This is a genomic window from Chitinophaga sp. RCC_12, assembly GCF_041360695.1.
Classification (GTDB): Bacteria; Bacteroidota; Bacteroidia; order Chitinophagales; family Chitinophagaceae; genus Chitinophaga.
Genome location: NZ_JBFUPS010000004.1, coordinates 146786 through 173417 on the forward strand (window position 1 = coordinate 146786; position 26632 = coordinate 173417).

Sequence of the window (26632 nt, forward strand, 5' to 3'; positions counted from 1 at the left end):
TAGTCGTAAACAAAAAAAATCCATTTTACCGTGAACTGAGTTGTTGATAAAATGCCTCATAGTTATTGAGTTGCAGATTGTGGTTCTTTGCTTCTCTTACTACATAACCGGTTAATGTTTCTACTTCAGTCTGGCGCCCGTTGGAAAAATCGTTGTGCAATGAGGATGTGGTTTCAAAAGGAAGTTTTGCCATCATCTCAAAGTTTGCGTCAATACTAACTGCTTCCAATGGTATCCCTTTACTTACTGCAAGCATAATTACTTCGCTCATCAATTGCTTTAACGCTGCGCTGTGCACGGGACTTTCCAGTATTTCGCCAAAACAAATATTGTTGGCGGAAGTGTAGGTGGCCAAAGGTGAAACAAAAGCGAATTTTGTCCAGACGCGCTTTAGAATATCACTTTCATTTACCGCATGAATATCAGCATCGCTGAACAACGTATCCAGGAACGAAGATTGTTCAGGAGGTAAAATACTACCTCCAAAATGCAAAGCATAGAAGTTGCCGGCTTGCTTTACCACACCGGACGACAGCAATTTGGATGCCAGATAAATACAACCATCAAGTACCTTAGCCTGGGGTATAATTTTTTTTATCTTTTCCGCATTATCCACACCGTTAAACAAGGGTAAGACTATGGTATTGGAAGTAATGTTGTTGGCCATAGCACGTACGCTTTCTTCCAGATGATAGGTTTTGGTGCAACATAACACAAGATCAACCGGTCCGATTTGCAGTGGATCATCCGTAGCCAAATCCGGATGCACGATCATTTCCGTTTCGGCGATTATTACCTTCAACCCGTTTTCCCTGATCGCCTTCAAATGGTTGCCCCGGGCGACGAAGATGACTTCAACATTATCTGAGTTTCTATAACGGGCGGCCAGTTTGCCACCGATAAAACCTCCGACACCACCAATACCGATGATGGCAATTCTGTACTTGTTGTTCATAAAAACTATGATTGTCTGTATTCCGGTTATGGTATAAAATTGGTTATAAATGTACAAAGAATATAAGCTACGCGGCACATTTATGAAAGTCTGGGTTTTGAAAGACAACATAAGTTTGTTGTTTATGAAAAGACATACCGGATTTATAAACTCAACTTAGCCCTCCCCCCAAATTTACCTAAATAACTCAAGTTGCTAGTTAAAAGTGTTAAAAAGAAAGCATTGTAATGCTTTTTTTAAGCTTACTAAAACAGGTATAGAAATTGCCGTGCATTTCTGATTTATTACCCATATTCTTATAAACTTTTGTAGTGAAAAATATTTCTTGCCTATTTGACGGCTTCGAATGGACTGTAACAACCTCAGTCATTATTATTCCCTTGCTATGAGTAAATGGGACAGCTCCGGCGTATCGTATATCCTTTCCATTTCCGATTCAATCAAGGCCAGCACTTCTTCTTTTATCCGGATATAATTACTATCGATTTCCGATTGTGTAATTTCCCGGATTTTAGGAATGGGCTTGTACCCATCCATTTCTGCCTTCAATGCAGCATGATCATTTATAATTTCTGCATGGAAATTTTTAAGTTCAATTTTTTGATCAGGATCATCGGCAACAGAGCCGACAAATTCACCAGAGGATAAGGAAGAAATAGTTGAAGCCGGTATGGCAGCTTCTAATTGTGTTGATTTACTTACAGAAGTTTCCGAACTATTTATCGAATAACTCTCCCTATCCTGCATGATCCTACCGAATCGGTCGGATAAAGTTTTAGCAGTATCCCCCAGAACCTGGCCGCTGATGATGTTACCGACAATATTAAATATAACATCGGCTATTTCCTTTCCATAATCTTTGCGTAACTGGCTTATGTCCTGGACTGCCAGTGTGGTTGCCACACGATTTCCGCGGGCAGTTGCGATAGTAGATTCGATGCCGGATGCCCCGCCAATATATATCGTTGGGAATTCGTCGAAAATGAGTGATGATTTAAGCTGGTCTTTTCTGTTTACAAGCTTAAACATCCTGGTTACAAACAGAGAAAGAACGGCCCCATAGACCTGCTGCTTCTGGGGGTTATTTCCCATACAGACCAGCTTCGGAGCCGTGGGGTTATTTATGTCAAGCGTAAATTCATTTTCAGTAAGTACATAGTATAATTGGGGCGAGGACAGTCGTGCAAGCGTGATCTTCGCACTGGCAATTTGTCCCTCCAGTTGTTCCATGGCCCCATTCACATAGGCCGTTACAAAAGGATTGATCAACACTTCGATCTCCGGCTCTGTCCTGAGCACTGGAAACAACTTATCATATGGCATCTGCATCAGCTCGATGCAATGAGGAAGGGTACAGTACTTTCCATTTTTAAATTTTCTCAGGTACCAGATTATGGCCGTGAGAAAATTGATTGGGCTTTCGACGAAAAAATCTCCAGTCTTTTGGGGGGTGACCGGGCCATTTAATTAAAAATGGCCCGGTCACCCCCGCTTTTCTTTATCCATTCGCGGTTGAGCCCTAACATGATGGTACGGGAGGATTCTGTAGCATCCGTAATATCAGTCATGGAATCCGGGTCCAACGGATTGCAGCGATTGGAGAATTTAAGGTCTTCAAAATTGATTACATAAAACTTCGTCTGTTTCGGGTACAGGTGTTTGTACTTCAAAAAAGTGTTGTATGCAATTATGGATAGGTCCGGAAATTTAAAATCATAAACAAATAAGGTAAATGCTTTCGCTATATGTTGAGTGATCACATGGCGGATAACAAAATAGCTTTTACCTGACCCCGGTGTACCTGCGACCAGTAACGCCCGGAAAGGGTTTATTATATTGATAAATGACTTCCTGATTTTCCCTTTCAACCGGTACCTGGCAGGCAGGTTGATGGAATACTCGTTTTCCAGTTTCCGCTCTTCTTGGGGGAAGGTCTCCTGTAATTTGTTGAAAATATCCCCCTGTAATTTATTTTTTAGTAGCCTGGTCAGCAATGCACCGCCATGCAAAACGTAAAGGAAGCCTACGGTAGTAACGACAATATAAATCCCAGCTATAACATTTATTGCAGCCTCCAGGTGTAAGAGCAAATGGCTTAGGCTATAAATAATAAGGCCGGCAAACAGGGGGCGAATGGCGCCCGACAATTTTAGTTTATCATCCTTTTTACCTTTGGTACCAATCATGGAAACCAGAAGCAGTAAAAGGGCTAATGATTTTGAGATCAGCAGATGACCAAAAAGACCGGTCTTGCTGATATTGGTCAGCAACTCGGCAGAAATCTTATGGGTAAAGCCCCATAACTCGAAGGCCCCGTAACAATAATAATAAAAGTGCAGGCCGAGGATTATGATGCTACTTTTACGAATCAGGTCTGTAATTTTTCTTAAAGCTTCACTATTCTCTCCAGTATTCATGCTACACAGCTTTTATGGTTAATCTTTATTCTATCCCAAGCCACTTACGTTTCTTGCGGCGCGGTTCCGGCGTATTTTCTTCATGCCTATCTGATAAGGCGATATCCCATAGGTGCATTATAACCGGAAGGTTGGCGGCAGGGATCGTTGCTTGCGGGAGTTCTGCAGTGCTTATTCGTTGCTCACTAGTTGATGGAAGTTTTTCTGTTCCGGAAGGGGACGATGACGGAAACGATGTTAATTTTTCCAAGCGTTCAAGGAATGGGCCGACACTATATTGTTTACCCAGGTCAGAGCCTTTAAAGCAACAGCGGGTGGCATTGTCGATAAGCGTAAGGCCGGACGCGTTGCCCTGAACGTTGTAGCGGATAAGGGCGCGTACCCCATTCTTTTGAAGTTGCACCTCAAATTCCTGAAGGCTCTTCGAGGTATTAAAGGCTTTATCTATCAGGTGTTTTAGTCGCTGCCCATAAGGTTTCCGGTCGCTCTCATTGGGCTTGAATTTTATCTCAATGTTTTTTAAAGTCGGGGAAGAAAAAATGCTACTGGCCTTAATAGGTATCCCTGCTTTGTTCCCATCTTCATCCAGCAACCTATATACAAGTCCGCCGTGTTCGTACATAGCTGATCCGGGATCTCCGCGGTCCGCGTAAATATTAAATTGACGAAGGATGGCATTATATTCCGGTAGCGATGTGAATTTATAAGTGGCCATCACCTCCCTGACATGTTCGGAAATTGCTGCCTTAGTTTCAGATTTTCCGTAGATGACAGCCTGCAGATCGACAGGCTTTAAACTGTACTGGTTTTCTTTTTGTTGTTCCTCTGCCTTTATAAGATTATATAACTGCTCAATTTCTTTCCTGGCCCGTTCAGACTGGTTTTTGCCGATATTGTGCGTTTCCATCCGCTCCCCATGCCTGTTTATATTGGTGGTCACCAGGTGGACATGGGGATGGGCCGCATCGAAATGCTGGTACAACAGAAATGGTTGATCGCCCCACCCGATGCGCTCCATATAATCCAGGGCTATGGCCTGTAGCTTTTCATTGTCCAGGATGTCCCGCCTTGAAAAATTAAGGCTTATATGCATCGCATTGGTTTTCGTCCGTTCATTCAGGCTGGTCAGTTGCCGGAACCTGTCCAGCTTTTGCCGGAAAGAAAGACCATTACCATCCTGAAGGAAACCGGAAGCATACATAAGTTCAGCGGCAAGTTTTCCAACTTTGTTTTCGTTATAATAAAGGACCTTGCGGATGCTTTTGCCGCAGACTACTTTGGCGACCATTGCTCAGCAAGTTTTGAAATGATCGTAAAGAGCCGGGTAACTTTCTGGTCGGTTTGCTGATAAAGCCGGGTAATATCCATGACCTGTAACAGGCGCTGCTCCGGATATTTTTCAGAATGAAAACTGCGGGTTACCTGGTTAATATTTACGCCGATGGCATGAATTTCTTTTCTTACGAGCCCAAGTTCTTCGGTAATATCCTGCAAGGTAATATCACGCGTCTCGATAATAATTTTGCGGTTGTCGAGTATCTTTCTGAGCATCTCGCTCATTGACCGGCACCGGCTGGATGCCAGCAGGGACTTAAACTCCGTAAATTTGGTTTCTGAAATTCTTATGGGAATGATATGGGGTAATAATTCCTTACTTTTCTTACTCACATTTTCCATACTGCACTTCTTTAAACTACGATACCGATGATAGGCCAGGTCCGGAGCTTCCTTACCAGCACTGCGATTAGAGCTTTGAGAACAAAACCGGAATGTATACTTCTGGTTCCTTTCCAGATATTAGGAGGGGCAGCGAACTGGTCTACCAGCCTTATTTCGGCAAATTCACCCTGTTATAGCCGCCTACCCTTATGTTTTCTCTCGAATTTTGATTTAGTTCCTATTTCTTTTGCATCCGGCGCCTGCTGACAGAGGTTCCCATACATGTCCCGTACAGCCGTCCAATTAGCATCCATATTAAAATTGAAAGGGATTTCTTTTTTATCACTGTCAAAAAGCTGGATACCGGTAGCCGTATCATTGACGCTGACATAAAAGGCGGCCCCTGATTTTGCCACTGTCTGTACCCTATCTCCGGTAATTAGACCGTGCTCAATGTCGGGTTTGCTGAAATTATCTACAGGAAGGACATTGATAAGGTTTTGCAGTTCTTTAATAGAAATTCCAGGAAGGACAACCAATTGCTGGTATCCTTTTTTTGAAGGCTTCAACCACAGCCAGTTACTGGCAGTGTTCTGGTATTCTTTTTTATCTTCCAGGACAGGCCTGTCAAGCAGAAGATTTTTTGCTTTTCCAAAGGTAATATCAGAAGAAAACGTATAAGTTTTCATTGGAAGGCCGCTAAGTAACTCCAAGGCGCTTGGATTGATAAAGTCCTTAAATACAGGTGCGCACAGCCAGTACTTGAGCATCAGCTGGTCGGCGACAATTTTACCCTCCGGGCTTAAAGCCATTCTAAACAACTCTTCCTGTAACAATTCGATGTCCCTGGGAAATGTTGATCGATTGTCGCTGGCCAGGAAAAAAATATCTTCATCATTTCTCCAGTCCACCGTACCCAACTTTTTGTCCAATCGTGTTGAGTCGATACCGTTATAAGTACCAGATTCAATTTCCGGGAAAGAGGTGAGGGCAAGCTCATATTCATCCACCTTGTACCAGCCTTTGTTCCATTTTAAGGGGATGCTGAGCGAAGCATAATAATTTTCTGTGGCGAAGGCAAACTTCAACTCTTGCTTACCAGGAAGGTGCTTTAGTGCTTTATGGATTTCACTTGGGACTGCAGATTCCTGCATATGCGGCAACCCTAAATCCGCGATCTGCATTTCAAGGGCATCGACCCGTCCAGATATCATAAGATAGGCTAGGTCCGCTGAAATATCAGCATAGGATTTAAGGGTAAAGGCGAAATTGTGCTCATACAAGCCGTGGATCTTTTCCGGGGCTTTTGAAAATAAGGCAAATACTTCCGGCGGCCAGTGCTTATACATCAGCTGCTCACCGACAAGGTTTACGTCCGGGCTTTCATATAAGAGCAGTTGGGAAATATTATCGATACAACCGGCAGCCTGAGCGGAAATATCCATTGCCACCTGACCCTTCAGCATACTTTCCCAATATTTAATCCAATCAATTCCAGACATCTGCTTGTCAAGCTCGATAGAATTTACACCATTGACCACCTTTTTATCGATGTCCACAGGCATCCGGTGGTTGGCATGGATTGTCGTTAATTCAAATCCGAGGATGCTTTCCGTCCATTGAAAAAACAAACGGTAAAACATACGTTCTTCTTCGAATTTTCTTTCTCTTTTTATTGAGAAGGCCGGCAGGCCCAGGGCCTCTTTGTTTTCAATCTCGCGCCGAAGCTGGTCGTCATTAAATCCCCTGTCTGCAAGGTCTTCCAGGATGCGCTGCATGTCCTCTTCGTTCATAATCCTTGTGTTTAGGTAATCAAATAGCCTTTTCTGCTTGAAATTATCTGACTGACGAAAAGGCCGACTCCGGAGGCCTTTTCCCCGCCCCAGCCCATCAGGCTGCGGCGGCAAGATGGATTGTATACAATCCTACATCTTGCCGCGCCATCGCTGGCGTAAAATTTTCATAGGAAAACTTCTTTCATGCTGAAGAAGTTTCCAATAGAACCCGGACATTAAGGCAGTTTTAAATTTGATTGGGGAGTTGGTAATGGTTATCACTGCCGAAATATTTATGATACAGAGGCGGCAGAAAGCATAACGGTCCCCAAAATTTTGCTTAAAGGCGAGGCCCCTTTTTGTTTTTGCTGCCAGCTATTTTTGAATTTTGGGATGGAATTTCAGGGGCATTTATTTTTTTTTCTAGCCGAGAACCCGGTGGTTTCCAATCGGGATCGAATTGAATATTAACCGGAATGGGTTCCATTTTGTTGGAATAAAAGTTTAAACTTTTCGACTCCGGATCTACTTCAATAAGAATCTTTTTACCGGATATGGTGGAACCTTGAATCAATTCTCCTTTCTGAAGCTCATTAACTGCATGATTATGCTTCCACTTAATCATCGGTAACATGACCAGAAGTTTATCAATCTGTTCAGCAGTAGGACCGGTCGTATGTATATAATGATAGGTACCCGGATCTTCCAGCTTATCGAGCTTTAGCCGCACCCAGTTACCAGGCGTAGCGGCCTCCGATAATAAAAATTTCTCTGCTACCGATTTTCCCAATAGAAGATTACAGGCCACTTTTGCATCCACGGATACCGGGAATTCCATCATACGTTTTGGTAGGCTATCAAGATAGTCCCAGGCCTGTGGCCGGATCAGGTCTTCAAAAAATGTTGCATCGATCCAATATTTAAGACTAAGCTGGTCTGCAATAACAGCACCGGCTGGGTCATCATAAAGGATATTCATTTGCCTTTGAATATTATTAATGTAGTCCAGGAAAACAGGCTCACCATCATTACTGAACTCAAAAAGTTCCCTATCCCGGTGCCAGGCAACAGCACGCATCGACTCTTCAAGTTCACAGGTATCTATTCCCTTAATATTGGCATGGGCAATTTCGGGTAATGGGGTTAGGATCGCTTTATAGGTATCAATATGATACCAATTCTCTTTGCTGGCAACAGGAAGAATAAATTCTGCCTGGTATTGCCAGGTGTTATGGTATTTTTGGATTTGGAATTGCTCCGGGTTCTGACTAAGTTCCTGTTCCAATAAACGGTAAAGATCAACACCTGGATACTGATCAATACCAGTTTCCCTTATCTTTTCGTATAGATCGTCGAGCCTTCCGGAGAGGATATGATAGGCCAGATGGGCATTGCAGCAACCAAATTCAGAAACGGAAAACTCCCGGTTATGTTCGTAAATAGGAAGTAGTTGCTGATAAATCTGTTGATCTACATATTGCTTCGGCCAATGTTTAAACATAAGCTTCTGCTGGATACCCGCGCCAATATGATTATCCTCTTCTGTAATTTTATGTAATTGCTCAAAGGTTTCTTTCATGAATATTTTACCCTGCTCATTAAGTAATTTGTCCGGGTCTTTAAAATACAGGTCCCATTTCCAGCCAGCCATACGCTCGTCAAGATCGGCAGTGTTGATACCATTAATTTCCTGATGATCGATAAAAACCTCTGTCCGGTGGGTGGCTTTATAACTACTTAGGCGATAACCGCCCTTTTGATGATCCTTTTTAAAATTGAGCTCAAAAAACATGGTTTCGGCGCCATATTCCATTCTGTGGTCGATCTTAAAAGAGGGAAGGCTTAATGCCATATTTTTTCGAAGGTCCTTTTCCAGCTTGCTTCCTTTGAATTCCAGGGAATCCAGATATGCGATTAATTTGGCCCTTTGCTCAATTTCTTTTTCACTTGCCATGTGTTCTATATTTTAAACTTTTTTATCAACAGTATGCGGATAAACTATATTGGAATCAATAAGCATCAAAAGCGCTTTCCTTTGTTTTTTTTATTCTTTTTCCGGGAAGGAATAAATTTATTTGATGCTACTTTTTCGCTTTTTTCGGGTTGAATGTCCTTAGTGTCGGACAAAAAATTAAGCCCTGGGGTAAGGAGCAGGTTGGTGTAAATAGGATCACCATTGAGTGAAGATAACCTGAGCGTATTTTTTTCAGGATAAGCTTCAACCTGGATTACTTCCCCATTATTTAATAATACTTCTACCAGATCCCCTGCCATCAGGGCCTGAGTTGTATGGTCAAAATTTATGTTTTCGGCAGGCAACATCTTAACCAAATCATATATTTGGTCTTCGTTGAAGCCGGAAAAAGTATTAAAATGAGCGGATGAAGTACCCAGAGTTTGGTCGTCTATCCTGCGCCAATACTGAATTTCGGTATCTTGAGTTAAGGCTACGGCACGCCCACATAACAGGTTGTAAGCTGTTTGGGCCGAGATACTTTCCGGAAAATAACCGATTTTCTGAATTTGTGAATGAAGATAATCCCAGGCTTCTTGTCTCATTATCCCACTGAAATCTGGACTTTCTACCCAATATTTGGCTTCCAGCTGCGAGGCAACATGCGCCCCTCGACTATCGGTCGTTAAATCATACTGAAGATCGGTTACTATCTGCTCTATTTCCGGGACAAACTGAAAATCATCCTTGGATTCCGGGTCCTTTTGATAATGATCCTGTTCAGCATTCCAATCAACAGCTTTCATTCTCTGCTCCAGCTCACTGCTATCAATCCCCATAAAAGTACCATGCTTAATTGCTTCATAAGGCATCAAAATAGCACCGTAGTCGTTTACATGATAGGTTTGGTTCCCATCCCGGCTTAAGGGAATCGATAACCCCAAAATACCATCCCGAAAGCTTTTATAGCTGATTAATGACAAATGATCTTCATTACGGCTAATAGCTCGTTTAAGTAGTATTTCCGCGTCTTTTTGAAAGATCAGATTTAAAGAAGCCAATAAGATGTCCAATTTCCCAGATAGCATTTGATAGCACAGCGCTGCACTATAGTCCATGTTTGGGTATGGGGTGTGGATGAAGGTTTGACTTTTTTCAAAAAGCGCCCAGGGCTTTTTTAGGTCCGGATCATCCCACTCCGTACCCGCCATATATTTATGCCGGAGCAGATTCTGTATAAGCATGCCATCCTGATTCCCATTTTCCGATAACTTCCATAGATCATTTAAAACATGCTGTACTTGGTCCTTTCGGGGCAATGATGCAACATCGGGATTGTTGGTTTGCGCGATGACCCTATGCCAGTCAATTTGTCCCATCCGTATATCCAGGTCGCCGGTGTCGACACCATTTATCACATCATCATCAATGGTTATTTCTTTTTTGTAGTGGGCATCAATTTTTCCCAGGTAATAACCTTTGCCGTCTTCGGCGCCTTTTCTGATATGTAGATCGAAGTGAATATTTTCCTGGCCATAGCTCATATCTAACTTTTGTTGGAAATAAGGTAGACCCAAATTGGTTTTGGATATAATAGCTTCCTTTACGCCTTCGGTAAGATATCCCAGGCGTTCCAGGCTATTCAATAGACTATAATATTGTTCATTCTCCATACATTACCACCATTTCCAATTTTTATTGTAAATTTTTAGCGTTGTTTCCTCCGGGAATTTTGTTTGTTTTTACTTAACCGCGGCTTCTTTTTTTGGTTTTCCTGGGCCGGCTTCTGCTCTAAAGTAGCAGGAGGAATTGTTTCACCAGCGGGGAGAAGGTCTATGTAAATCCTTTCGCCTTCAGGATTGTAAAGGTTGATCGATTTTTCCTCTGGGTTGCTTTCCAAAAGAACAACGTTTCCGTCAGTTAGCTGAACTTCTACGAGGTCGCCGGCATGTAAATCATTTATAATTATTTCATGACCCGGACTGAAAATTGGAAGTTTGGTCAGGCTTTGTTCGATTTCAGCTTCAGTAAACCCGACAATCCTTTTGAGCTCGGTATCCTGGTTGTCATCCTCACCCTGAGATGGATCTATTCTAACCCATTTACCAGAGTTTACGCTGGTAAATAATATGAACTCCTCCGCAACAGCTCTTCCTGATAATAAATTTATAGCATAGGTAATTTCGATATTAGGGTCAAACGTTCTAGTTTGGACAGGAATGCTTTCCAGCAGATTCCAGGCACTCTGCCGTATATGATCTTCAAATGGTGTACCTAACCAAAATTTTAAAGTCGGCAAATCTGTGATAGAACATGCGTCAACTTCTTTTTCTGCATTTGCTTTTTTAATTGTTTTTAAAACATCTAATACCTCTGGCTGGAATTTCGCTTTGAGGCCAAACCGTTCAACCTCTGGTATATTCCAGTCGATCATTGCCATTTGCTGTTCCAATGCCCGATCTGTACTCTCATTCAGGTTTAGGTGGGGGATACTGGAAAAAGATTTGTAATCAATTTTAGTGGAATCGATGTTATAGTAGCCATCGCATAAACTGATGGAGAAATTAACCTTTGCTGTTCCGTCTTTATCGCTATACCAGCGCACTAAATCAAAGTCGGTAGGATTTTTCGACAAAATATGCCTTAATTTTTCCTTTAGGGCTGCACCACCGAATCGTTCAACACCTGTCAGCAGAACCTTCTCAAATAAGTCATCAAGTTTTCCGGAAAATATATTGGCTGCCAGTCGAACGGTAAAAATATCCTTACCGGGATAAAATACTTCCTCGCGCTCAAAAGGTTTAAGGTATTCGCCATATTGAGCATCTGCAAGAAGGTTTTCAGATATCCAGTATTTAAACATCAGCTTTTCCTGTATTACTTTCCCTGCTTTATTATTGCCAATGGCCAGGTCGGCGAGCTCGTTTAATATTTTATGGTATTTGGAAATTAATACTGGATCGTTTATTTCCCCTTTAGAAAAGGAATGCCAATCCAGGTCTTTAATCCGGTTTTCAAGCTGATCGATACTTATATTATTTATGGTATCGTAATAGACTGGTAATTGACGGCGGCTATATGCTTTTATTTCATTTAATTTTATGCAACCGTCTTCGTTGTCTTTATTAAAAGAAAGTAAAACTTTGAATAGCTCATTATCCATTCTGGGAAAAGCAGCTATAGCAAATTGGGAATATCCCTTAATAATATTGGATGTTAGTTCCTGATGCAGCAGTGCACTACTCAACCCCATTCCCAGCATTTGATACGTCAGGCGTAATACTTGCTCCATTTCTGTTTCCATAGTATAGTATTGATTAAGATCAGAGTTTTTATAAACCTTTGCCCTTCCTGGGTTTAGTTGTGATTTTAGGTGCCTTCAGCAGTTGCTCCGGTTTGGTATACTGATCTTCTGAAAAACCAGCACGTTTGATTATATCTTCCGGGATATTTTTGTTAAGAATTTTCTCGCCAGGTTCAATCTTTGGTAGTACCCGTTTATTAAGTGCCCATTCAATCGTGGAAATACCTTTATCCGTTTTGAGCAATTCAGAAACAGGATTTGAAAACTTTACAAATCGGTAACTGATCTTACCGCCTCCGTAAGCAATTCCATTTTTTATGATGGTATTAAGCTTCCTTTGATCCAATCTTTCGACATGGGCGCATAATAATTCATACAGATACTGGTCAAGCGCATAATGAGCAGGTAGTGGTTCGTTCGATTTGGACGGAGCCTCGGTTTCTGTGGATGTTTGTAATGACTTTACATGCTGTTCTGCATTATGAAAAAGTAGCCTATTTTCCGGTTCAATATTTTCATAGCGATATTCAGAACCCATACCGTCGTCTATTACGGTAGCTACTCTTTTATGCTCCACATAAAGATTTGCTGTAAAAGAAAAGGAGTCAAAACTCAAATCATCATTTAACCGGATGCTCTTTAATTCAATCTTCATACTATCTCCTTATTTAGATCAAATGATTATTTTGTTCTGGCCCCTTTTTTAAAGCTTATTTTACTGCGCAGATACTGCTCTGAATCATTTTAAAGATGTAGTATGCAATCTGCGGTGTGATGGCATTGCCAAGAGCCTTCAGGCTTTCGGTATGCCATTTTTTTGCAGAAATGGTTGCAGTGTCCAGTTCTTGGGAAACCCCTTCGCCCACGTTACAAACTCGGTCCTTGGGTAACGACCATCGGTCGAACATTCCCGGATGGATTCCTTGAAGAAGCTGTGGTGCTCCGGAGATGTTCTGTACCGGCTTCGCATTGCACCACCTGAGTCGCTCGCCAGTGGCCGATGCAATAATCCAGATGTGCCGTTCCATCGTTGGTACTCCGCAGCTCGCAGCGTCAATATCAAACGTTTGAACATCGTATCCCATACGCTCCAATTGCTGACAGAGTAGATCGTGTTCACCGGCAAATTTTTTAGTAATAAACCCACCAACGTTTTCAAGTACTGCCCATGCTGGCTTGATTTCAAATACTGCTCTAAGCAACTCTTCTTTGAGCGGTTCGTTTCCCGCCCTCTTCCCTGCAACCGAGTACTTCTGGCACGGCCATCCGCCGGAGAGCACATCAACCTTTCCTTTCCATTTTTCCCAGCCATAACCTACAATGCTTTTAATTGCGGTTGCTTTAGGCCAGTAGTAATCCAATACACGGTTGCAGAATTCATTTACCTCACAATGAAATACGGTCTGCCAGCCACACCAGTCTGCTGCCAGGTCAAAGCCACCGATCCCGCTGAACAGCGAACCGTGCCTGATAATTCTTTTCTCAGCCATTTAAACCGCTTTGTATAAACAATACAGAAGTCCGGTTTGTCCTGGAACAGGTGCTATTATGGGAACAAAAGTCCTTAAGGGAAGAATGGGAATGTATTACTATCGTATTAGGTAATAAAAATTATTTTCTGAATCTGTTAAGATGGGGGATCGAAAGTTTAAGAAATAATTGCTGAAACGAAAAATGTTTGATGATTAAAAAGCATTTTTTCTTCTGAATTATAGTCCTAGCTTGTATTGGTGATCTATTATTAACCCGCTAAAATCAAATACGATGAACACCTATTATTTAGCCGGAGGTATAATACTGGTATTAGGAATCCTATTGGTTCGTTTTGTAAACCGGCGCCGGTTTAATAGGAGGGGACCAGGTGGTTTACAACATTTCGATTCCTATGATAGCTCAGTTGTAATACGCATCTTCGAATGGATCGTAAAAATAGTGGCATATATCATGATAATCTGCTCTCTGGCATTATTGGTTAGTGGTTACAAGCAAAGCCACCCGGATTCTTACATTTTCAAAAATAAATAGCATGGAACGATTTTAAAGTGTAAGCTAATATGAACCCCTTTTGCCATCCTATCCCCATTACCCGGCTTTTGCTTTTTGCAAATGGTCCCTGATTTTGTTACTTGATAACTTGCTGATAGAAACCTCTCAATTCCTTTTTAATAAGCGCAAATTATTCCTTGCTTACTGTTACGCAAATCCAGTGCGTGGACACTGCCTATTTTTATTGGGTACTAATAATTTGATATCTAGTATAAGGATCAATACGTATATCTACGTACCGCAACCGTAGAAGTACGCATTTTTATATGGTTAGTGAAACTTATGGATTTGTATTCTAATTTACATGCAGTATGTGATTGTTTGTTACAATTATAGGTCCTTCAGGGTGTTATCCCATGCCTGATTGATAGTGATTGATATTCTATATCTGTGAAATGTTAGTTACCTATACTGTAAAAATCCATAAAATCCTTTAATGGATGGTCAACAGAAGCTAAGGAATTTAATGGCTTTATGACGTTTCTATTACCTGCATATCCCAGGCCCAGTTATAGTAAGACAGGTCATACTTTCAATATTCTCCAACACATAATAAATAATCAATGTTCAATGCTATATCCATGAAAGGAATTTATTTACTCTTGTTTTTATTCTTTTTTAGAATTACCCTGTTCGCGCAGTTTGGCCCCTCCATGATGGATATTCCCAAAGTGGTTCCACCGTCTCCCAATGCTGCGTCATTGGGTAAGTATGGGGACATTCCGGTAGGATTGTATACCGGTATTCCAGGGATAAGTGTTCCATTGTACACAGCTTATATCGGCAAAGTCCCCCTACCCATCTCTCTTAGTTACTATGCCGCGGGCCTTAAAGTAAACGAACTGGCTTCTCAAGTTGGCTTTGGATGGACGTTAAATGCTGGTGGTGCAGTTACCAGAAGCGTCAATGTGAAACCCGACGAACAGGGATATATGACCGATGGAAAATTAGCGGTATTCGATTCCATTATTAAGACGGGCGACAGGATTAGAGAAGCAGCCGTAGGAATATTGGATCTACAGCCGGATAATTTTGCCTTTAATTTCAACGGTAGAAGCGGAAAATTCATTATTGATGCAACCGTTGACAACAAGGCTCATATAATGCCGTTCCAACCACTTCAGATCACGTATCCAAAACGGTTGGACAGCATACAGATCGTTGATGAGAGCGGGATTATTTATCAGTTTTCAGCAAGTGAAACGTCTTATACTGAAGGAGCTATCCTTTTTAATCCCTTTAAATCCGCATGGTATCTATCCCGGATCATAACCCCTTATGGAAATGCAACCTTTACATACGCAGATGATGTTGATGATGTTATCAGCGAGCAATACAGTGAAATTGACTATAAACGGGTCGCAGGAACATGTGACCTTATGAGTGCAGGAAACTCCTATACCCAGGTACGGGCCGCATCCAAAGTCCTAAAGAGTATCACTACCCCTTCCTGTATCATCAATTTTCACTCCTCTGCCAACAGGAGGGACGCGCAATCAAGAAGCAAGCTTGATTCCATAACCGTTTTTGATAAAAAAGGCAAAAGAATCAAAAATTTTGCACTTAAGTACAGCTACTTTGGATCAGATACTCAAACCGACTTAAAATACAGGAGATTAAAGCTTGACAGTGTTTCAGAGGAAGGTAACAATGTAATAGGCAGAAAATGGCATTCCTTTGAATATAACACACCACAATCAGTTCCAGCAACAGATTCCAAATCACAGGATACCTGGGGTTTTTATAACGGTCGAAATAACTTTACCCTGCTTCCTTATGTGGATACTTTTATCAATAATATTCATATTACTCTATCCGGTGCCAACAGGGAACCTAATCCGACCTATGCACAAATTGGAATGCTGAAAAGGATCACCTATCCAACAGGAGGCAATAGCGAATTTATCTATGAAGGAAATGACTACGGTTTAAAGAACGGGAGCCAGGTGAGCTATCGTCCCCAAATTATTAACACAAGAGGTGCCCTTGCATACAGTCCAACCAGCGGTACCAGTATAGTTGACCATCAGGTGGACCTTGATTTGAAGAATAAGCAGGAAGTAAAAATTACCTATGGTTCGTGGTTTGACGGCCCTGCTTCGAGGGAGGATAACCCTTCCTTGTATCTCTATAAAGTTGGAGCAAATAATGTGCTCACTACTTTATTGGAATATCATAACATGCGAAATGTTGAATATATCCAGTTATTAGAACTGGATTCCGGTCTGTATCGATTAAGGGCGACCGTAGATAGCAGAAGTGGCCAGCGGGCGGCTATTGGAGCGGAATATTATACTTATTCCGATTCGGTAATCATTATTAAAGCAATGGCCACAGGCGGACTCAGAATCAAAGAAATCGTTAATTCTGATGGATTGACCAATGTTCCCGCAAGGCGTAGATTTTATTATAAAACTGATTATGACCCCAACCGTTCCTCAGGTAATCTGATCAGTGATTTTAATTTTACGGAGCGAAAGCTCACCAATAGAACCGGGGCTACATGCGAGTTTTTCATCAGATCAAGTTTTCCGGTTGCCAGTCTCACCAATACCCATGGCAGTAACGTAGGGTACTCAACAGTAACGGAGGTAATGGGAGAACCCCAATCTGGAAGAAAGGTTTCTGAGTTTTCATTTTCAGCGACCAATATGCATTTACAGGAGTATCACGCAGGGGTAACTATGAACTATTATAACATTGGTGCCTCAGAGAAATATACCTCCGATATGGATTACCTGCGTGGCAGTTTGCTTCGTGAAACCCTCTATGATTCGTCTGGAAGAAGATTATCCCGTACAGATTACGCGTATAATACAGGTAATCTTCAGAACGGAAATTACTTTGTGGCGAAAATAATTTATGGATATACCTGGCAATATTGCAACACTATCGCATGTTCGGTTTGTTGCACAGACGAATTTTTTAATAAAGGATACAGGCTCATTCCATCACAGATTGTTTGTCCCTGGATTTATGAGGTACAGCGGACAGATTCCGTATTTGATGTAGATAATAACCGAAATATTGTAAAAGTTGTCAACAGCTATTATGATAATGCTGCTCATGCCCAGTTAAGCAGGCAATCTGAAACCAATTCCGTAAACCAGGTACAAACCACTTTTTTTAAATATCCCCTGGATTACACCATTACCGGAACTCCCGCAACTACCGAAGTATCGGGTATCAAATATTTACAGACAAATCACTACATCAGTAATCTGGTAGAAAAATATACGATGGTGGGATCAAACACGGTTTCAGCAACAGTCACTACCTATAAAAGTGATAAACCTTTTCCTGATGTTGTTTGGGGTTTTGATTATTCAGAACCTGTAGCCAATTACGGTCCAGTGGGTATTAGTGCCGCTTCAATGGTCAAGGACACTAGGCTTAAACCCTGGGTTACCTTCAACAATTATGATAATGTTGGAAATATACTGCAACAAGGCAAAATCAACGATGTCTCTGAAGTTTATTTGTGGGGGTATGATAGTCAATATCCTGTTGCCAAAGTTGTAGGAAGCGACTATGCTACCGTTGCGCCGATTGTTAATGCAGCGATTCTAAATGCACCTTTAACTGATCAACAGCTAAGGGACGAACTAAATAAAATACGGACATCACTCCCCAATGCCCTAGTAACGACCTATACCTATATTCCATTGTTAGGTGTAACATCGGAAACAGATAACCGGGGCTCAACTAGCTATTATGAGTACGATATACACGGTCGTTTGAAATCGGTTAAAGATCAGGATGGTAAGATTCTGAAGTTAATAGAATACCAATACCATGTGCCTTTTGCACAATAATTAGGATCTTAAAATTAAGTTATGTCAAAAGCCTTATATACTTCTCTATTATTGATTATGGCAGGTGCCATCAACGGGCAGACCCCTGTTGATATCCCTCGAAGTCCGGCTTCACCGGTAGCACTTCCCGGCATCTATAACAATGTACCGATAAACTATGTCAGATCTTGGGAACCAAGCATGTCGACATCGGATTCTGCCACTGTAGCTTCCCCTCTTCGGACCGTCACAGAGGTCAAACAGTCCACCGATTACTTCGATGGCCTTGGAAGACCGGTTCAGGCAGTAGTTAAAGGTCTTAGTCCTACCGGAAAGGATTTGGTCGCAACCAGAATTTATGACCAGTACGGCAGGGAACAATATAAATACCTCCCATATTCATCACAGATTACAAGCACCGGCAAATTCCGGTCAGATCCTTTTACTGAACAAAAACTCTTCTTCTCCAATTCAACATTGATGCCTGGTAGTATCGGAGAAAGCATTTACTACGGCAAGGTGGACTTTGAAGGCTCACCATTAAATAGACCGTTAAGATCATATGCAGCTGGTAATAGCTGGGCAAAGAAGGATGTTGCAACAGGAGAGAACGGTGGTAACCGGTTTTTAAAGAATAGTTATGAGATTAACAGCTCCACAGATTCTGTTAGAATATGGACCATTGCTCCCGGAGGAGTAGTTCCTACAAGTACGGCTGTTTACACTGCAGGTCAGTTATATAAAAACTCGATCCTAAACGAAGCGGGAAACCAGGTGATTGAGTACAAAGATAAAAATGGGCGTGCCATACTTAAAAAAATCCAGCTTAGTCCTACGCCTGGTACGGCGCATATAGGTTGGCTTTGTACTTATTATGTTTATGATGATAAGAATAATCTTCGGATGGTTGTTCCTCCAAAAGCTATACAGGCAATTAACGCAACTTGGGTTCTCAGCACTGATGTTGTTAAAGAGCTGTGTTTCTTGTACAGGTATGACGGGCGTGGACGATTAATTGTAAAAAAAGTACCAGGAGCCGATTCAACAGAGATGGTGTATGATGTGCGTGACAGGTTGGTGTTTACCAGGGATGGTAATATGAAGGGGACTTCGTGGCTGGTCAATTACTACGATGCTCTAAACCGGCCAGCTCAGGTTCAGCTTTATGCTGCTGCCACTGACCGTGCTTCACTACAAACTTCTATGAGTTCAATTGTTACCGGGAATCCATTACCAAATTTACCTGCGGCTGCTTTAACTCCGCTGGTTCTTACTTTTTATAATGATTATTCCTTTGCAGGTAAACAAAATTATGCTACTGAGGATATAGGGAAGCTACAAGCAGGAACGAATCTATATTCCGAAGCACTGCCGGCTGCACCGAGCAGTAAAACGCGGGGGATGGTTACCGGGACCAGAGTTCGGATATTGGGAACCAATCAGTGGTTAACAACAACAAATTATTACAATGACAAAGGGAGACTGATACAGACCGTTTCGGATAATATATCCGGTGGTATTGATGTAGTAAATAATCTTTATGACTTTAGCGGAAAATTATTGAGTAGTTATGTTAATCATAAGAATCCTAAAAGTATAACGGCGCCGCAAATCAGGATTCTGACCATGATCAGCTATGATGCTGCCGGTCGGGTTATCAATATAAAGAAGCGACTCAATGATGTTGTTGCCAGCGAGAAGACCATTTCAGTTTCAACTTACAATGAACTGGGGCAGCTTCAAACCAAAAGATTGGGGGTCACTGCAACGGGACAACTGGAAACGCTCAAATTCGATTATACGATTCGCGGATGGCTCAAGGGGGTCAATAAGGATTATGCTAATACGGACGGTAGCACTTCAAACTGGTTCGGAGAGGATTTAGTTTATGATTATGGATTTACATTGGCCGCCCAGTTCAATGGTGATATTGCGGGATCAAGGTGGAAAAGCAAATCCAATGGTGTAGCAAGGCTATATAGTTTTGGATATGATAAATCTTCACGAATGACCTCTGCGGATTTCCTGGAACGCAATGGAACGGTATGGGGAAAAACAACAATGGACTTTACGGTAAGTAACCTGACCTATGATGTGAACGGCAATATTGCAACGATGAACCAAATGGGTAAGAATGGTTCCGCAGCTCCGGCGCTCATTGACCAGCTCACTTATACGTATCGCAGCAACAGCAATAAGCTGGCAAAAGTAGCCGATCCCATTAATACCGTTACTGCGAAGCTCGGTGACTTCAATAATGGGGCAAACACCACTGATGACTATGATTATGATGCCAACGGAAATCTCATAAAGGATGAAAATAAAAAGATTACCTTAATCCGGTACAATTACCTGAACCTGCCCGATAGCATTGTCTTTACAGGGAAAGGGAATATTGTTTATAGATATGATGCGTCTGGCAATAAGGTAAAAAAGATTGTAACCGATATTTCCGGTGGTGTCCCCAAAATTACTACTACAGATTACATAGGGAACTTTGTATATCGAAATGACACCTTACAGTATACAGGCCACGAGGAAGGGCGTATTCGTGCTGTCATCAAAACCGGGCAGCCTGTTAGCTATTGGTACGATTACTTTGTAAAAGATCATTTGGGAAACATAAGAGTTGTACTCACGGACCAAACTGATTTAAGTGTATATTCTGCAACAATGGAGACTGAAAACGCTCCGACTGAAACGTCGTTATTCAGTAATATTGATAATACCCGTGCTTCTAAGCCTGTTGGATATCCATCAGAGGGAGATAGTACCCAGAATCTGTCTGTCTCAAAATTAGCAGCACTTAACGGAAGCAAGAAAATAGGGCCGTCCCTAGTCTTGCGGGTTATGGCCGGAGATACTTTCAGGATTAAGGCTAAGGCCTTTTATAAGTCTATTGGTCCAGTTGATAAAAATGAAGATGTTCCATTATCCGAGAACATGCTGGCGGATTTGGTACAGGCATTCGGAGGAAACTCACAATCAGAAGGTACCCATGGAGTATCAGGATCTGCTCCCACCACACCTTTTAATACTGATTTTTACAATGACGATTACCAGCGTCTTAAGCAAAAGGATGCTGATGAACCAAATTCAAATAGGCCAAAAGCTTATTTAAATTTTGTTTTATTTGATGATCAGTTTAAATTAGTGGATGAGAATAGCGGGGTAAGGCAGGTTAAAGCTGCACCTGATGAGCTTCAGGCTCTAGGTCAGGCTGAAATGGTGGCTACTAAATCGGGTTTTTTGTATGTATATACCAGTAACGAAAGTGCTCAGGACGTTTTCTTTGATAATGTGGCGGTTGCTCTGGCCTCCGGCCCCCTGTTGGAAGAGACTCATTATTATCCCTTTGGCCTTGCAATAGCATCCATCAGCTCGAATGCATTAAGGGGTACGAATTACCCTGAGAATAAAATAAAATTCAATGGGCGAGAGTTACAGGATAAAGAATTTGCAGATGGAGTGGGCCTCGAATGGTATGATTATAAGAACAGGTTTTATGATACCCAATTAGGGCGGTTCTTTGTTTCAGATCCGTTGGCTGACAAATTTCCGTATTATTCTACCTACCAGTTTGCGGGTAACGAAGTTCCCAACGCTATTGATGTCGATGGATTGGAACCCTGGTACACTAGAGACGGCAGTTTAGCTACAGGAATGAGTGGTCCTTATGATCCCGCGGTCATGAATCAGCGGGGATTATATACAGCGGCACAAATTCAGCAGATGAAGAATGCGCCGCCGCCAGATCCGAAACAAGCCACATTGAGGCAGATGATGGATTGTCCCCAATGTGCAGTGAATGCAAAGAAAAAAGCAGACGAAGATGAGTATCAACGTCGGTTATGGGAAACGCAGGAAGGTCAATCTTTTGGAATAGTCAGTGCAGGTGTCGAAATGGCGGCATGGGAATATGCAGGAGTGAAGGCAGCTAAAGGAATTGGCTATTTGGCTTCCGGGCTGGGTAGAGGTTCTGTATGGACTATAGCCCCCTCAGCAAGAGGTTTTACAATAGAACGTATTCTTGGTGGTAACTTACCTGAAAATTTTCCGGTCATCGATAAGTTATCTGGTGGTGTGGCAACCAGTATCAAAAGTATTGACCTGACAATGCCGAGTTATCAAAAATCGTCAAGTTTGTTTAGCAAATTGAAAGGATATATTAATCAGTTGGATAATTTTACCGATGCCCGATGGGATGGTGTTGCTGTTACCCAAGGAGTTGATTATACGAGTAAAACTCTGGAAATTGCAATACAACCGGGTAAGGCGACTCTTGATCAATGGGAAGCTATAGGAAAGGCAATTGAATACGGGAATAAACAAGGCGTAGGCGTAAAAATACGATTCTTACTATAAATTACAATTTAAGCTAATGAGAAGAGCAGCTATTTTTAAATTTGCAGATAGGTATGTTATCCATAGTGATTCTACATCTGTAGACGGATTTGGAATTGCAACAGATCCATACATAACAATAAGCCAGGGTTCAGCGATGGAAGATATTGCAAGAAGTCTTTTGTTTGCAATGGATGCAAGCAAAACCAATGTTACTATTGATGTAAGGTCTAAAGATTTTTTAAAAGAACACTTGAAGCTAATGGGCTTGAAAAACCGTAACGAATTATATAAAGACACTATTTGCTGTTCTGTATATGAAAAGGATAATAAGATAGTTTTGATGCCTTCAAATAATATGGGACCTACAGGTGGATTTACATATCCCCCTGAAAAAAGGGTCGAAATAGCCTCGACAGCAAGTACTGAAGAAATATGTACTGCGTTGGTTGAAGCATTAAGCAGGTGCGAGTAAAAACGGAATGTGGTTATTATAATTTAAATCAATGAGAAGCGCAGCTATTTTTAAATTTGCAGATAGGTATGTTATCCATAGTGATTCTACATCAGTTCACGGATTTGGAATTGCGTCAGATCCGTATATAACATTAAGCCTGGTTTCTGCAATGGAGGATATTGTAAAAAGTCTTTTGTTTGCGATGAATGCAAGTAAAATCAATGTTATTGTTGATGTAAGGTCGAAAACTTTTTTAAAAGAACATTTGAAGTTTATGGGCTTGAAAAACCGTAACGAATTATATACGAACTCTATTTGTTGTTCTGTATATGAAAAGGATAATAAGATAGTTTTGATGGCTTCAAATAATATGGGGCTTAGCGGAGGATTTACCTATCCATCTGAAAAAAAAGTGGAAATAGCCTCGATTGCAAGTATTGAAGAAATATGCAGTGCATTGGTTGAGGCATTAAGCAGATGTGAGTAAAAATTATAAGTATGACAATAGGTTTAGTATCCGTGCTTCGCTTTTCTTATATATCTAAATTCAGTTTAACCATTGGTAGTGCAATTTCCGTTGTATACTTCCTGGGTTGTCCTAGACGGATAAGATATTTACTGACCAACAATCAATGCCTTTGAAAGAGATCACCGCAAAATGACTTTTGATGAGAAGTTGCAGTTTAGATCCCGATGGATGATTTCATCTTTTGTAAAGAGAATGAGAATAATAAAGAAAATAAAAATTACCGCCGCCATTAGTAAGTGGATAATTATAGGTAGTACCTAATGGCAGCCCAATTTCACTCTTATGGAAATAACTACGGAAAATACATTCATAAAAACTTTGGACTGAAACAAACATTGTCTTCTATTTACATTTTCAAGATGGAATTGCGATTAGACAAATAGAAAGATGATATTTAGCAATCTGTAAGTGCCTTTTGGACGCAACTATATGAAAACGGATGAACTACAGCAACAAATCAGATTTCAGATAGCGCAACTTTCAGCCAGAAACGGTCAGGCTGATTTTGAGAAGCTATGTTTATTCCTTGCAAAAAATAGGATTCATCCTAATGTATTGCCGGCCACCGGACCCGTTCAGTCCGGCGGTGATCAAGGGAGAGACTTCGAGACATTCCATACTTACCTGGGAGAATTGTCCTCCCCATCGTCCTACTTTGTGGCGAGTGCTTCGGAGCTGCCTGTCGCGTTTGCTTGTTCCCTAGAACGAGACCCTGCAAAGAAGAACGGAAAAATCGAAAAGGATGTGCAATCAATACTTGGTTCTGGGAGCAATGTAGAGCGCATATATTTTTTTAGCGGTGAAGACATCCCCGTAGCCAAGAGGCATAAAGTAATTGATGGAGTCCGAAGTCAATATAATGTTGAACTGGAGATTCTTGATGCAGCAGCTATTTCTCTACAGCTTACAGACGGTGATGTTTTTTGGATTGCGGTGCAATATCTTAAAATCCCCTCTGAAGCTTACCCGGCTATAACAACTGACTGGTATTCCTCTCTATTGGCAGAATACAAATCACGTGAAGAAATCCAGTCCACTTATGAAGAATTTTGTGACGTCAAAACCGCATCCAGGTATATTTACAAGAATAATGAACTGAAAAAGGATCTTCTCTTTTGGCTGCCTTTGTTCGATTTATTTGTTGAGAATCCACAATCTCCCCGTCGGATTGTGAGGGCAGCCATTTATGAAAAATTTGTTGCTTCGCTGGTTGGATTAAAAGACGTGACCGACCAGGAGGAAAACATTAAAAATTACTTTTCCGATTTTTCATCTTTTCTGGAATTACCGGACTTGGAGGATGCGCAGGTGCTATATTCCTTCTCAGCGACAGCCACTATGGCTGGAGCATTGAGTCTTCCTGTAAAATATTTCAATGGATTGGCTGGTGAAATAGAGAAGGTTCTCTCAAAAAGATTTAGGGAAAGTCATAATGTCGATGTTAAAGCTGCACTTCTGGAAATACAGGCAAACTTTACCTTTCAGGATCTACGATCCAAGTCACCTCTTGCCACACGTATCGAACGGTATGTTGCAAAGCTAAAGCAGATTATAAAGTTGTTGCCGCGCACCAACTATTATTCTGTGGAAACTTTATCAGACAGAGTCGATAAGTTTATTAGTATCATTCTTGATGGTGGTGCACAGTTGGGAGAACTTGAAACAATTCCCAACCTGATTGCTCCTGTTTTGGCAAAGTATGGCGGCAAAGAGCTTGTTGCTCAAAAGTTGAGAACGAGAGCTATACAATATTTGAAACATAAAGAGACCTATAAGGCCATCGATTGCCTACATGAGCTGAAGATAAAATGGTTCAACTCGGATTCCATTGAGGGAAGTATTTATTCGTGTTTTTTGTTGGCAGACACCTATCGGTCTGTTGACCTATACTATGCAGCTAAATATTACGGTTTGATTGGTGCTTTTATTGCATTTAAACACGACCCAGTTCAACTTCATAAGCAGGTTTTGCGGGGGCTTTCAATTGCAAGTGACTGTGATTACGCCTCCGGCGGCTGGCTTTCCTACGTTGACTTTCTTGACCTTCTCATCGTGACTCATTATTCAATGACCAAGGACTTCAATGTCTTCGATCACGATGATATGCACCGAATTTTATACTACCCTGCATTGATTATGCATTGTGCGGAACAATACTTCCCTCAAGTAGTTCCTGCTCTGAAGGAAAGATATAACTGTTGGGGATTTATAACAGAGGAAATAAAAGAGCTACAAGGCCAAGTTGCAAACAAATTTGACAAGGTGGCCTTAGAGAAGAGTTTGGAGGAACAGATATATGGGAGAATTTTCAATGATGTAGGGGAGTCGAGAACCGTGATCTTTAACGGGCTAGGTTGCAATTGGAAGTTTAGGTATTCAAACGATTGGGAAACCAACGGTCTTGCTGAGGAGCTGATTGCTGTATTCCAAATTTTGATGTTTGACTTTAGCGAAACCGAGCTATATATTATTCCAACGGACGTACAAATCAATATCTCTCTTACTGACAATGAACGTCCAAGCTGGAATGAGATTGATTCTAACACCGATATCCAATGGAACTTTAAAATCCCAAGGTTAGATCTGACATCCCTAGACTCTATCCGTGATCATGCCATTCGTTACTTTGTTGCCGCACAAGAAATTATTAGAAGTGTATCTCTTTTGCCGATTGAAAAGTACAAGAAGATCATCGAGATCAAATTAAAAAGAGAGGATATCCTTGGTAAAGTGAGCTTTGGCAGGCCCTACTTTGATTTGTACAAAGAATTCGTTTCCGAAGATAGCTTCTCCACAAAGTGGAAGAACCTGAACAATGCAGTCCAGATTGAAGAAGGCTCAATACAAGTAAATAACAATTTAGCTTGGAGATCCAAGAAGGCACCCATCTATAGTCGCGATAAGGAAATCAAAGCAATCAATAAACGAATTGACGGTTGCAAAAGGGCTTTGTCGATTTCAATGCCCCAACTTTTAGGCTCAGACAAAGTAAAACATCTTGTTGGCCTTCTGAAAGATGAAGGATGGTTGGAATGGCAGATACTATATGCTATTACAATGCTTTGGGTAAATCACAAGGCTCAGCCGTACTATAGGGAGTTGCACACATATGAAGACATGCAAAAATTTGCATCCCAAAAATTATTTGCTGATGAAAGAGAATGGTATGTGCCATTCGATGAGAACATCCTGGACAAAGAACGTTTAAGTCAGGAGTTAAGTACCATCATACCGGTAACCTTTCTGCCTTCCTTTGACTTGGAGTACCGTGGGCGAACGCCAAATGGTTCAGCGATAGTGGCACTATTGAAAGATCGGTTCGCATTCTTTGAAGACGGAAAAGACATCACAATTTTTCGATAACATAGTTTGTTCCATTAGTAATTGATCATTTTGGG

At 41.4% G+C, this 26632-nt stretch carries 16 protein-coding genes; 5 read left to right on the plus strand and 11 right to left on the minus strand.

The window, feature by feature from the left end; translation table 11 throughout:
* Positions 1 to 25 precede the first annotated feature (25 nt).
* From AB6805_RS13845 to AB6805_RS13895, 11 genes are all read right to left on the minus strand, one after another.
* A complete protein-coding gene (locus AB6805_RS13845; protein ID WP_370910015.1) occupies positions 26 to 955 on the minus strand; it encodes a ketopantoate reductase family protein in 930 nt (309 codons plus the stop codon).
* Positions 956 to 1327: 372 nt separating this feature from the next.
* On the minus strand, positions 1328 to 2284 hold the full coding sequence (locus AB6805_RS13850) for a type IV secretory system conjugative DNA transfer family protein (RefSeq protein WP_370910016.1): 957 nt from the start codon (positions 2282 to 2284) through the stop codon (positions 1328 to 1330).
* 134 nt (positions 2285 to 2418) lie between these two features.
* A complete protein-coding gene (locus AB6805_RS13855) occupies positions 2419 to 3372 on the minus strand; it encodes a YWFCY domain-containing protein (RefSeq protein WP_370910017.1) in 954 nt (317 codons plus the stop codon).
* Positions 3373 to 3397: 25 nt separating this feature from the next.
* The gene (locus AB6805_RS13860) at positions 3398 to 4660 is read right to left on the minus strand and encodes a relaxase/mobilization nuclease domain-containing protein (protein ID WP_370910018.1); all 1263 of its coding nucleotides are present in this window, start codon (positions 4658 to 4660) and stop codon (positions 3398 to 3400) included.
* Positions 4645 to 5049 carry a hypothetical protein gene (locus tag AB6805_RS13865; protein WP_370910019.1) on the minus strand — a complete coding sequence of 135 codons (405 nt, stop codon included), beginning with the start codon at positions 5047 to 5049 and terminating at the stop codon, positions 4645 to 4647. Before AB6805_RS13865 ends, AB6805_RS13860 begins: the two co-directional genes overlap by 16 nt.
* Positions 5050 to 5222: 173 nt before the next feature.
* Positions 5223 to 6824 carry a hypothetical protein gene (locus tag AB6805_RS13870; RefSeq protein ID WP_370910020.1) on the minus strand — a complete coding sequence of 534 codons (1602 nt, stop codon included), beginning with the start codon at positions 6822 to 6824 and terminating at the stop codon, positions 5223 to 5225.
* A 322-nt stretch (positions 6825 to 7146) separates the two neighbouring features.
* The gene (locus AB6805_RS13875) at positions 7147 to 8760 is read right to left on the minus strand and encodes a hypothetical protein (protein WP_370910021.1); all 1614 of its coding nucleotides are present in this window, start codon (positions 8758 to 8760) and stop codon (positions 7147 to 7149) included.
* A 65-nt stretch (positions 8761 to 8825) separates the two neighbouring features.
* Positions 8826 to 10433 (minus strand): hypothetical protein, encoded by a 1608-nt coding sequence (locus AB6805_RS13880; protein ID WP_370910022.1) that lies wholly within the window; start codon positions 10431 to 10433, stop codon positions 8826 to 8828.
* 35 nt (positions 10434 to 10468) lie between these two features.
* Complete coding sequence (locus AB6805_RS13885) at positions 10469 to 12064, minus strand: hypothetical protein (RefSeq protein WP_370910023.1); 1596 nt, start codon at positions 12062 to 12064, stop codon at positions 10469 to 10471.
* Between the two features lie 28 nt (positions 12065 to 12092).
* Positions 12093 to 12719 (minus strand): hypothetical protein, encoded by a 627-nt coding sequence (locus AB6805_RS13890; protein ID WP_370910024.1) that lies wholly within the window; start codon positions 12717 to 12719, stop codon positions 12093 to 12095.
* Between the two features lie 55 nt (positions 12720 to 12774).
* Positions 12775 to 13554, minus strand: coding sequence for a DNA cytosine methyltransferase (locus tag AB6805_RS13895; protein WP_370910025.1), 780 nt, complete (start codon positions 13552 to 13554; stop codon positions 12775 to 12777).
* Between the two features lie 1137 nt (positions 13555 to 14691).
* On the opposite strand from AB6805_RS13895, the gene AB6805_RS13900 reads away from it, so the two are divergent.
* The 5 genes from AB6805_RS13900 (at position 14692) to AB6805_RS13920 (ending at position 26597) form a co-directional block, all read left to right on the plus strand.
* Entirely contained in the window at positions 14692 to 17925 is a 3234-nt protein-coding gene (locus tag AB6805_RS13900) for a hypothetical protein (protein WP_370910026.1), read from the plus strand.
* A 21-nt stretch (positions 17926 to 17946) separates the two neighbouring features.
* On the plus strand, positions 17947 to 22269 hold the full coding sequence (locus AB6805_RS13905; RefSeq protein WP_370910027.1) for a DUF6443 domain-containing protein: 4323 nt from the start codon (positions 17947 to 17949) through the stop codon (positions 22267 to 22269).
* Between the two features lie 16 nt (positions 22270 to 22285).
* On the plus strand, positions 22286 to 22723 hold the full coding sequence (locus AB6805_RS13910; protein WP_370910028.1) for a contact-dependent growth inhibition system immunity protein: 438 nt from the start codon (positions 22286 to 22288) through the stop codon (positions 22721 to 22723).
* 31 nt (positions 22724 to 22754) lie between these two features.
* Positions 22755 to 23192, plus strand: coding sequence for a contact-dependent growth inhibition system immunity protein (locus tag AB6805_RS13915; protein ID WP_370910029.1), 438 nt, complete (start codon positions 22755 to 22757; stop codon positions 23190 to 23192).
* A 471-nt stretch (positions 23193 to 23663) separates the two neighbouring features.
* The gene (locus AB6805_RS13920) at positions 23664 to 26597 is read left to right on the plus strand and encodes a hypothetical protein (protein WP_370910030.1); all 2934 of its coding nucleotides are present in this window, start codon (positions 23664 to 23666) and stop codon (positions 26595 to 26597) included.
* Positions 26598 to 26632: the final 35 nt, after the last annotated feature.

Excerpts from the sequence above, each read along its gene's own strand:
- AB6805_RS13845 (WP_370910015.1), bottom strand. The coding sequence starts at position 955 with ATGAACAACAAGTACAGAATTGCCATCATCGGTATTGGTGGTGTCGGA.
- AB6805_RS13850 (WP_370910016.1), bottom strand. The coding sequence starts at position 2,284 with ATGCAGATGCCATATGATAAGTTGTTTCCAGTGCTCAGGACAGAGCCG.
- AB6805_RS13855 (WP_370910017.1), bottom strand. The coding sequence starts at position 3,372 with ATGAATACTGGAGAGAATAGTGAAGCTTTAAGAAAAATTACAGACCTG.
- AB6805_RS13860 (WP_370910018.1), bottom strand. The coding sequence starts at position 4,660 with ATGGTCGCCAAAGTAGTCTGCGGCAAAAGCATCCGCAAGGTCCTTTAT.
- AB6805_RS13865 (WP_370910019.1), bottom strand. The coding sequence starts at position 5,049 with ATGGAAAATGTGAGTAAGAAAAGTAAGGAATTATTACCCCATATCATT.
- AB6805_RS13870 (WP_370910020.1), bottom strand. The coding sequence starts at position 6,824 with ATGAACGAAGAGGACATGCAGCGCATCCTGGAAGACCTTGCAGACAGG.
- AB6805_RS13875 (WP_370910021.1), bottom strand. The coding sequence starts at position 8,760 with ATGGCAAGTGAAAAAGAAATTGAGCAAAGGGCCAAATTAATCGCATAT.
- AB6805_RS13880 (WP_370910022.1), bottom strand. The coding sequence starts at position 10,433 with ATGGAGAATGAACAATATTATAGTCTATTGAATAGCCTGGAACGCCTG.
- AB6805_RS13885 (WP_370910023.1), bottom strand. The coding sequence starts at position 12,064 with ATGGAAACAGAAATGGAGCAAGTATTACGCCTGACGTATCAAATGCTG.
- AB6805_RS13890 (WP_370910024.1), bottom strand. The coding sequence starts at position 12,719 with ATGAAGATTGAATTAAAGAGCATCCGGTTAAATGATGATTTGAGTTTT.
- AB6805_RS13895 (WP_370910025.1), bottom strand. The coding sequence starts at position 13,554 with ATGGCTGAGAAAAGAATTATCAGGCACGGTTCGCTGTTCAGCGGGATC.
- AB6805_RS13900 (WP_370910026.1), top strand. The coding sequence starts at position 14,692 with ATGAAAGGAATTTATTTACTCTTGTTTTTATTCTTTTTTAGAATTACC.
- AB6805_RS13905 (WP_370910027.1), top strand. The coding sequence starts at position 17,947 with ATGTCAAAAGCCTTATATACTTCTCTATTATTGATTATGGCAGGTGCC.
- AB6805_RS13910 (WP_370910028.1), top strand. The coding sequence starts at position 22,286 with ATGAGAAGAGCAGCTATTTTTAAATTTGCAGATAGGTATGTTATCCAT.
- AB6805_RS13915 (WP_370910029.1), top strand. The coding sequence starts at position 22,755 with ATGAGAAGCGCAGCTATTTTTAAATTTGCAGATAGGTATGTTATCCAT.
- AB6805_RS13920 (WP_370910030.1), top strand. The coding sequence starts at position 23,664 with ATGAAAACGGATGAACTACAGCAACAAATCAGATTTCAGATAGCGCAA.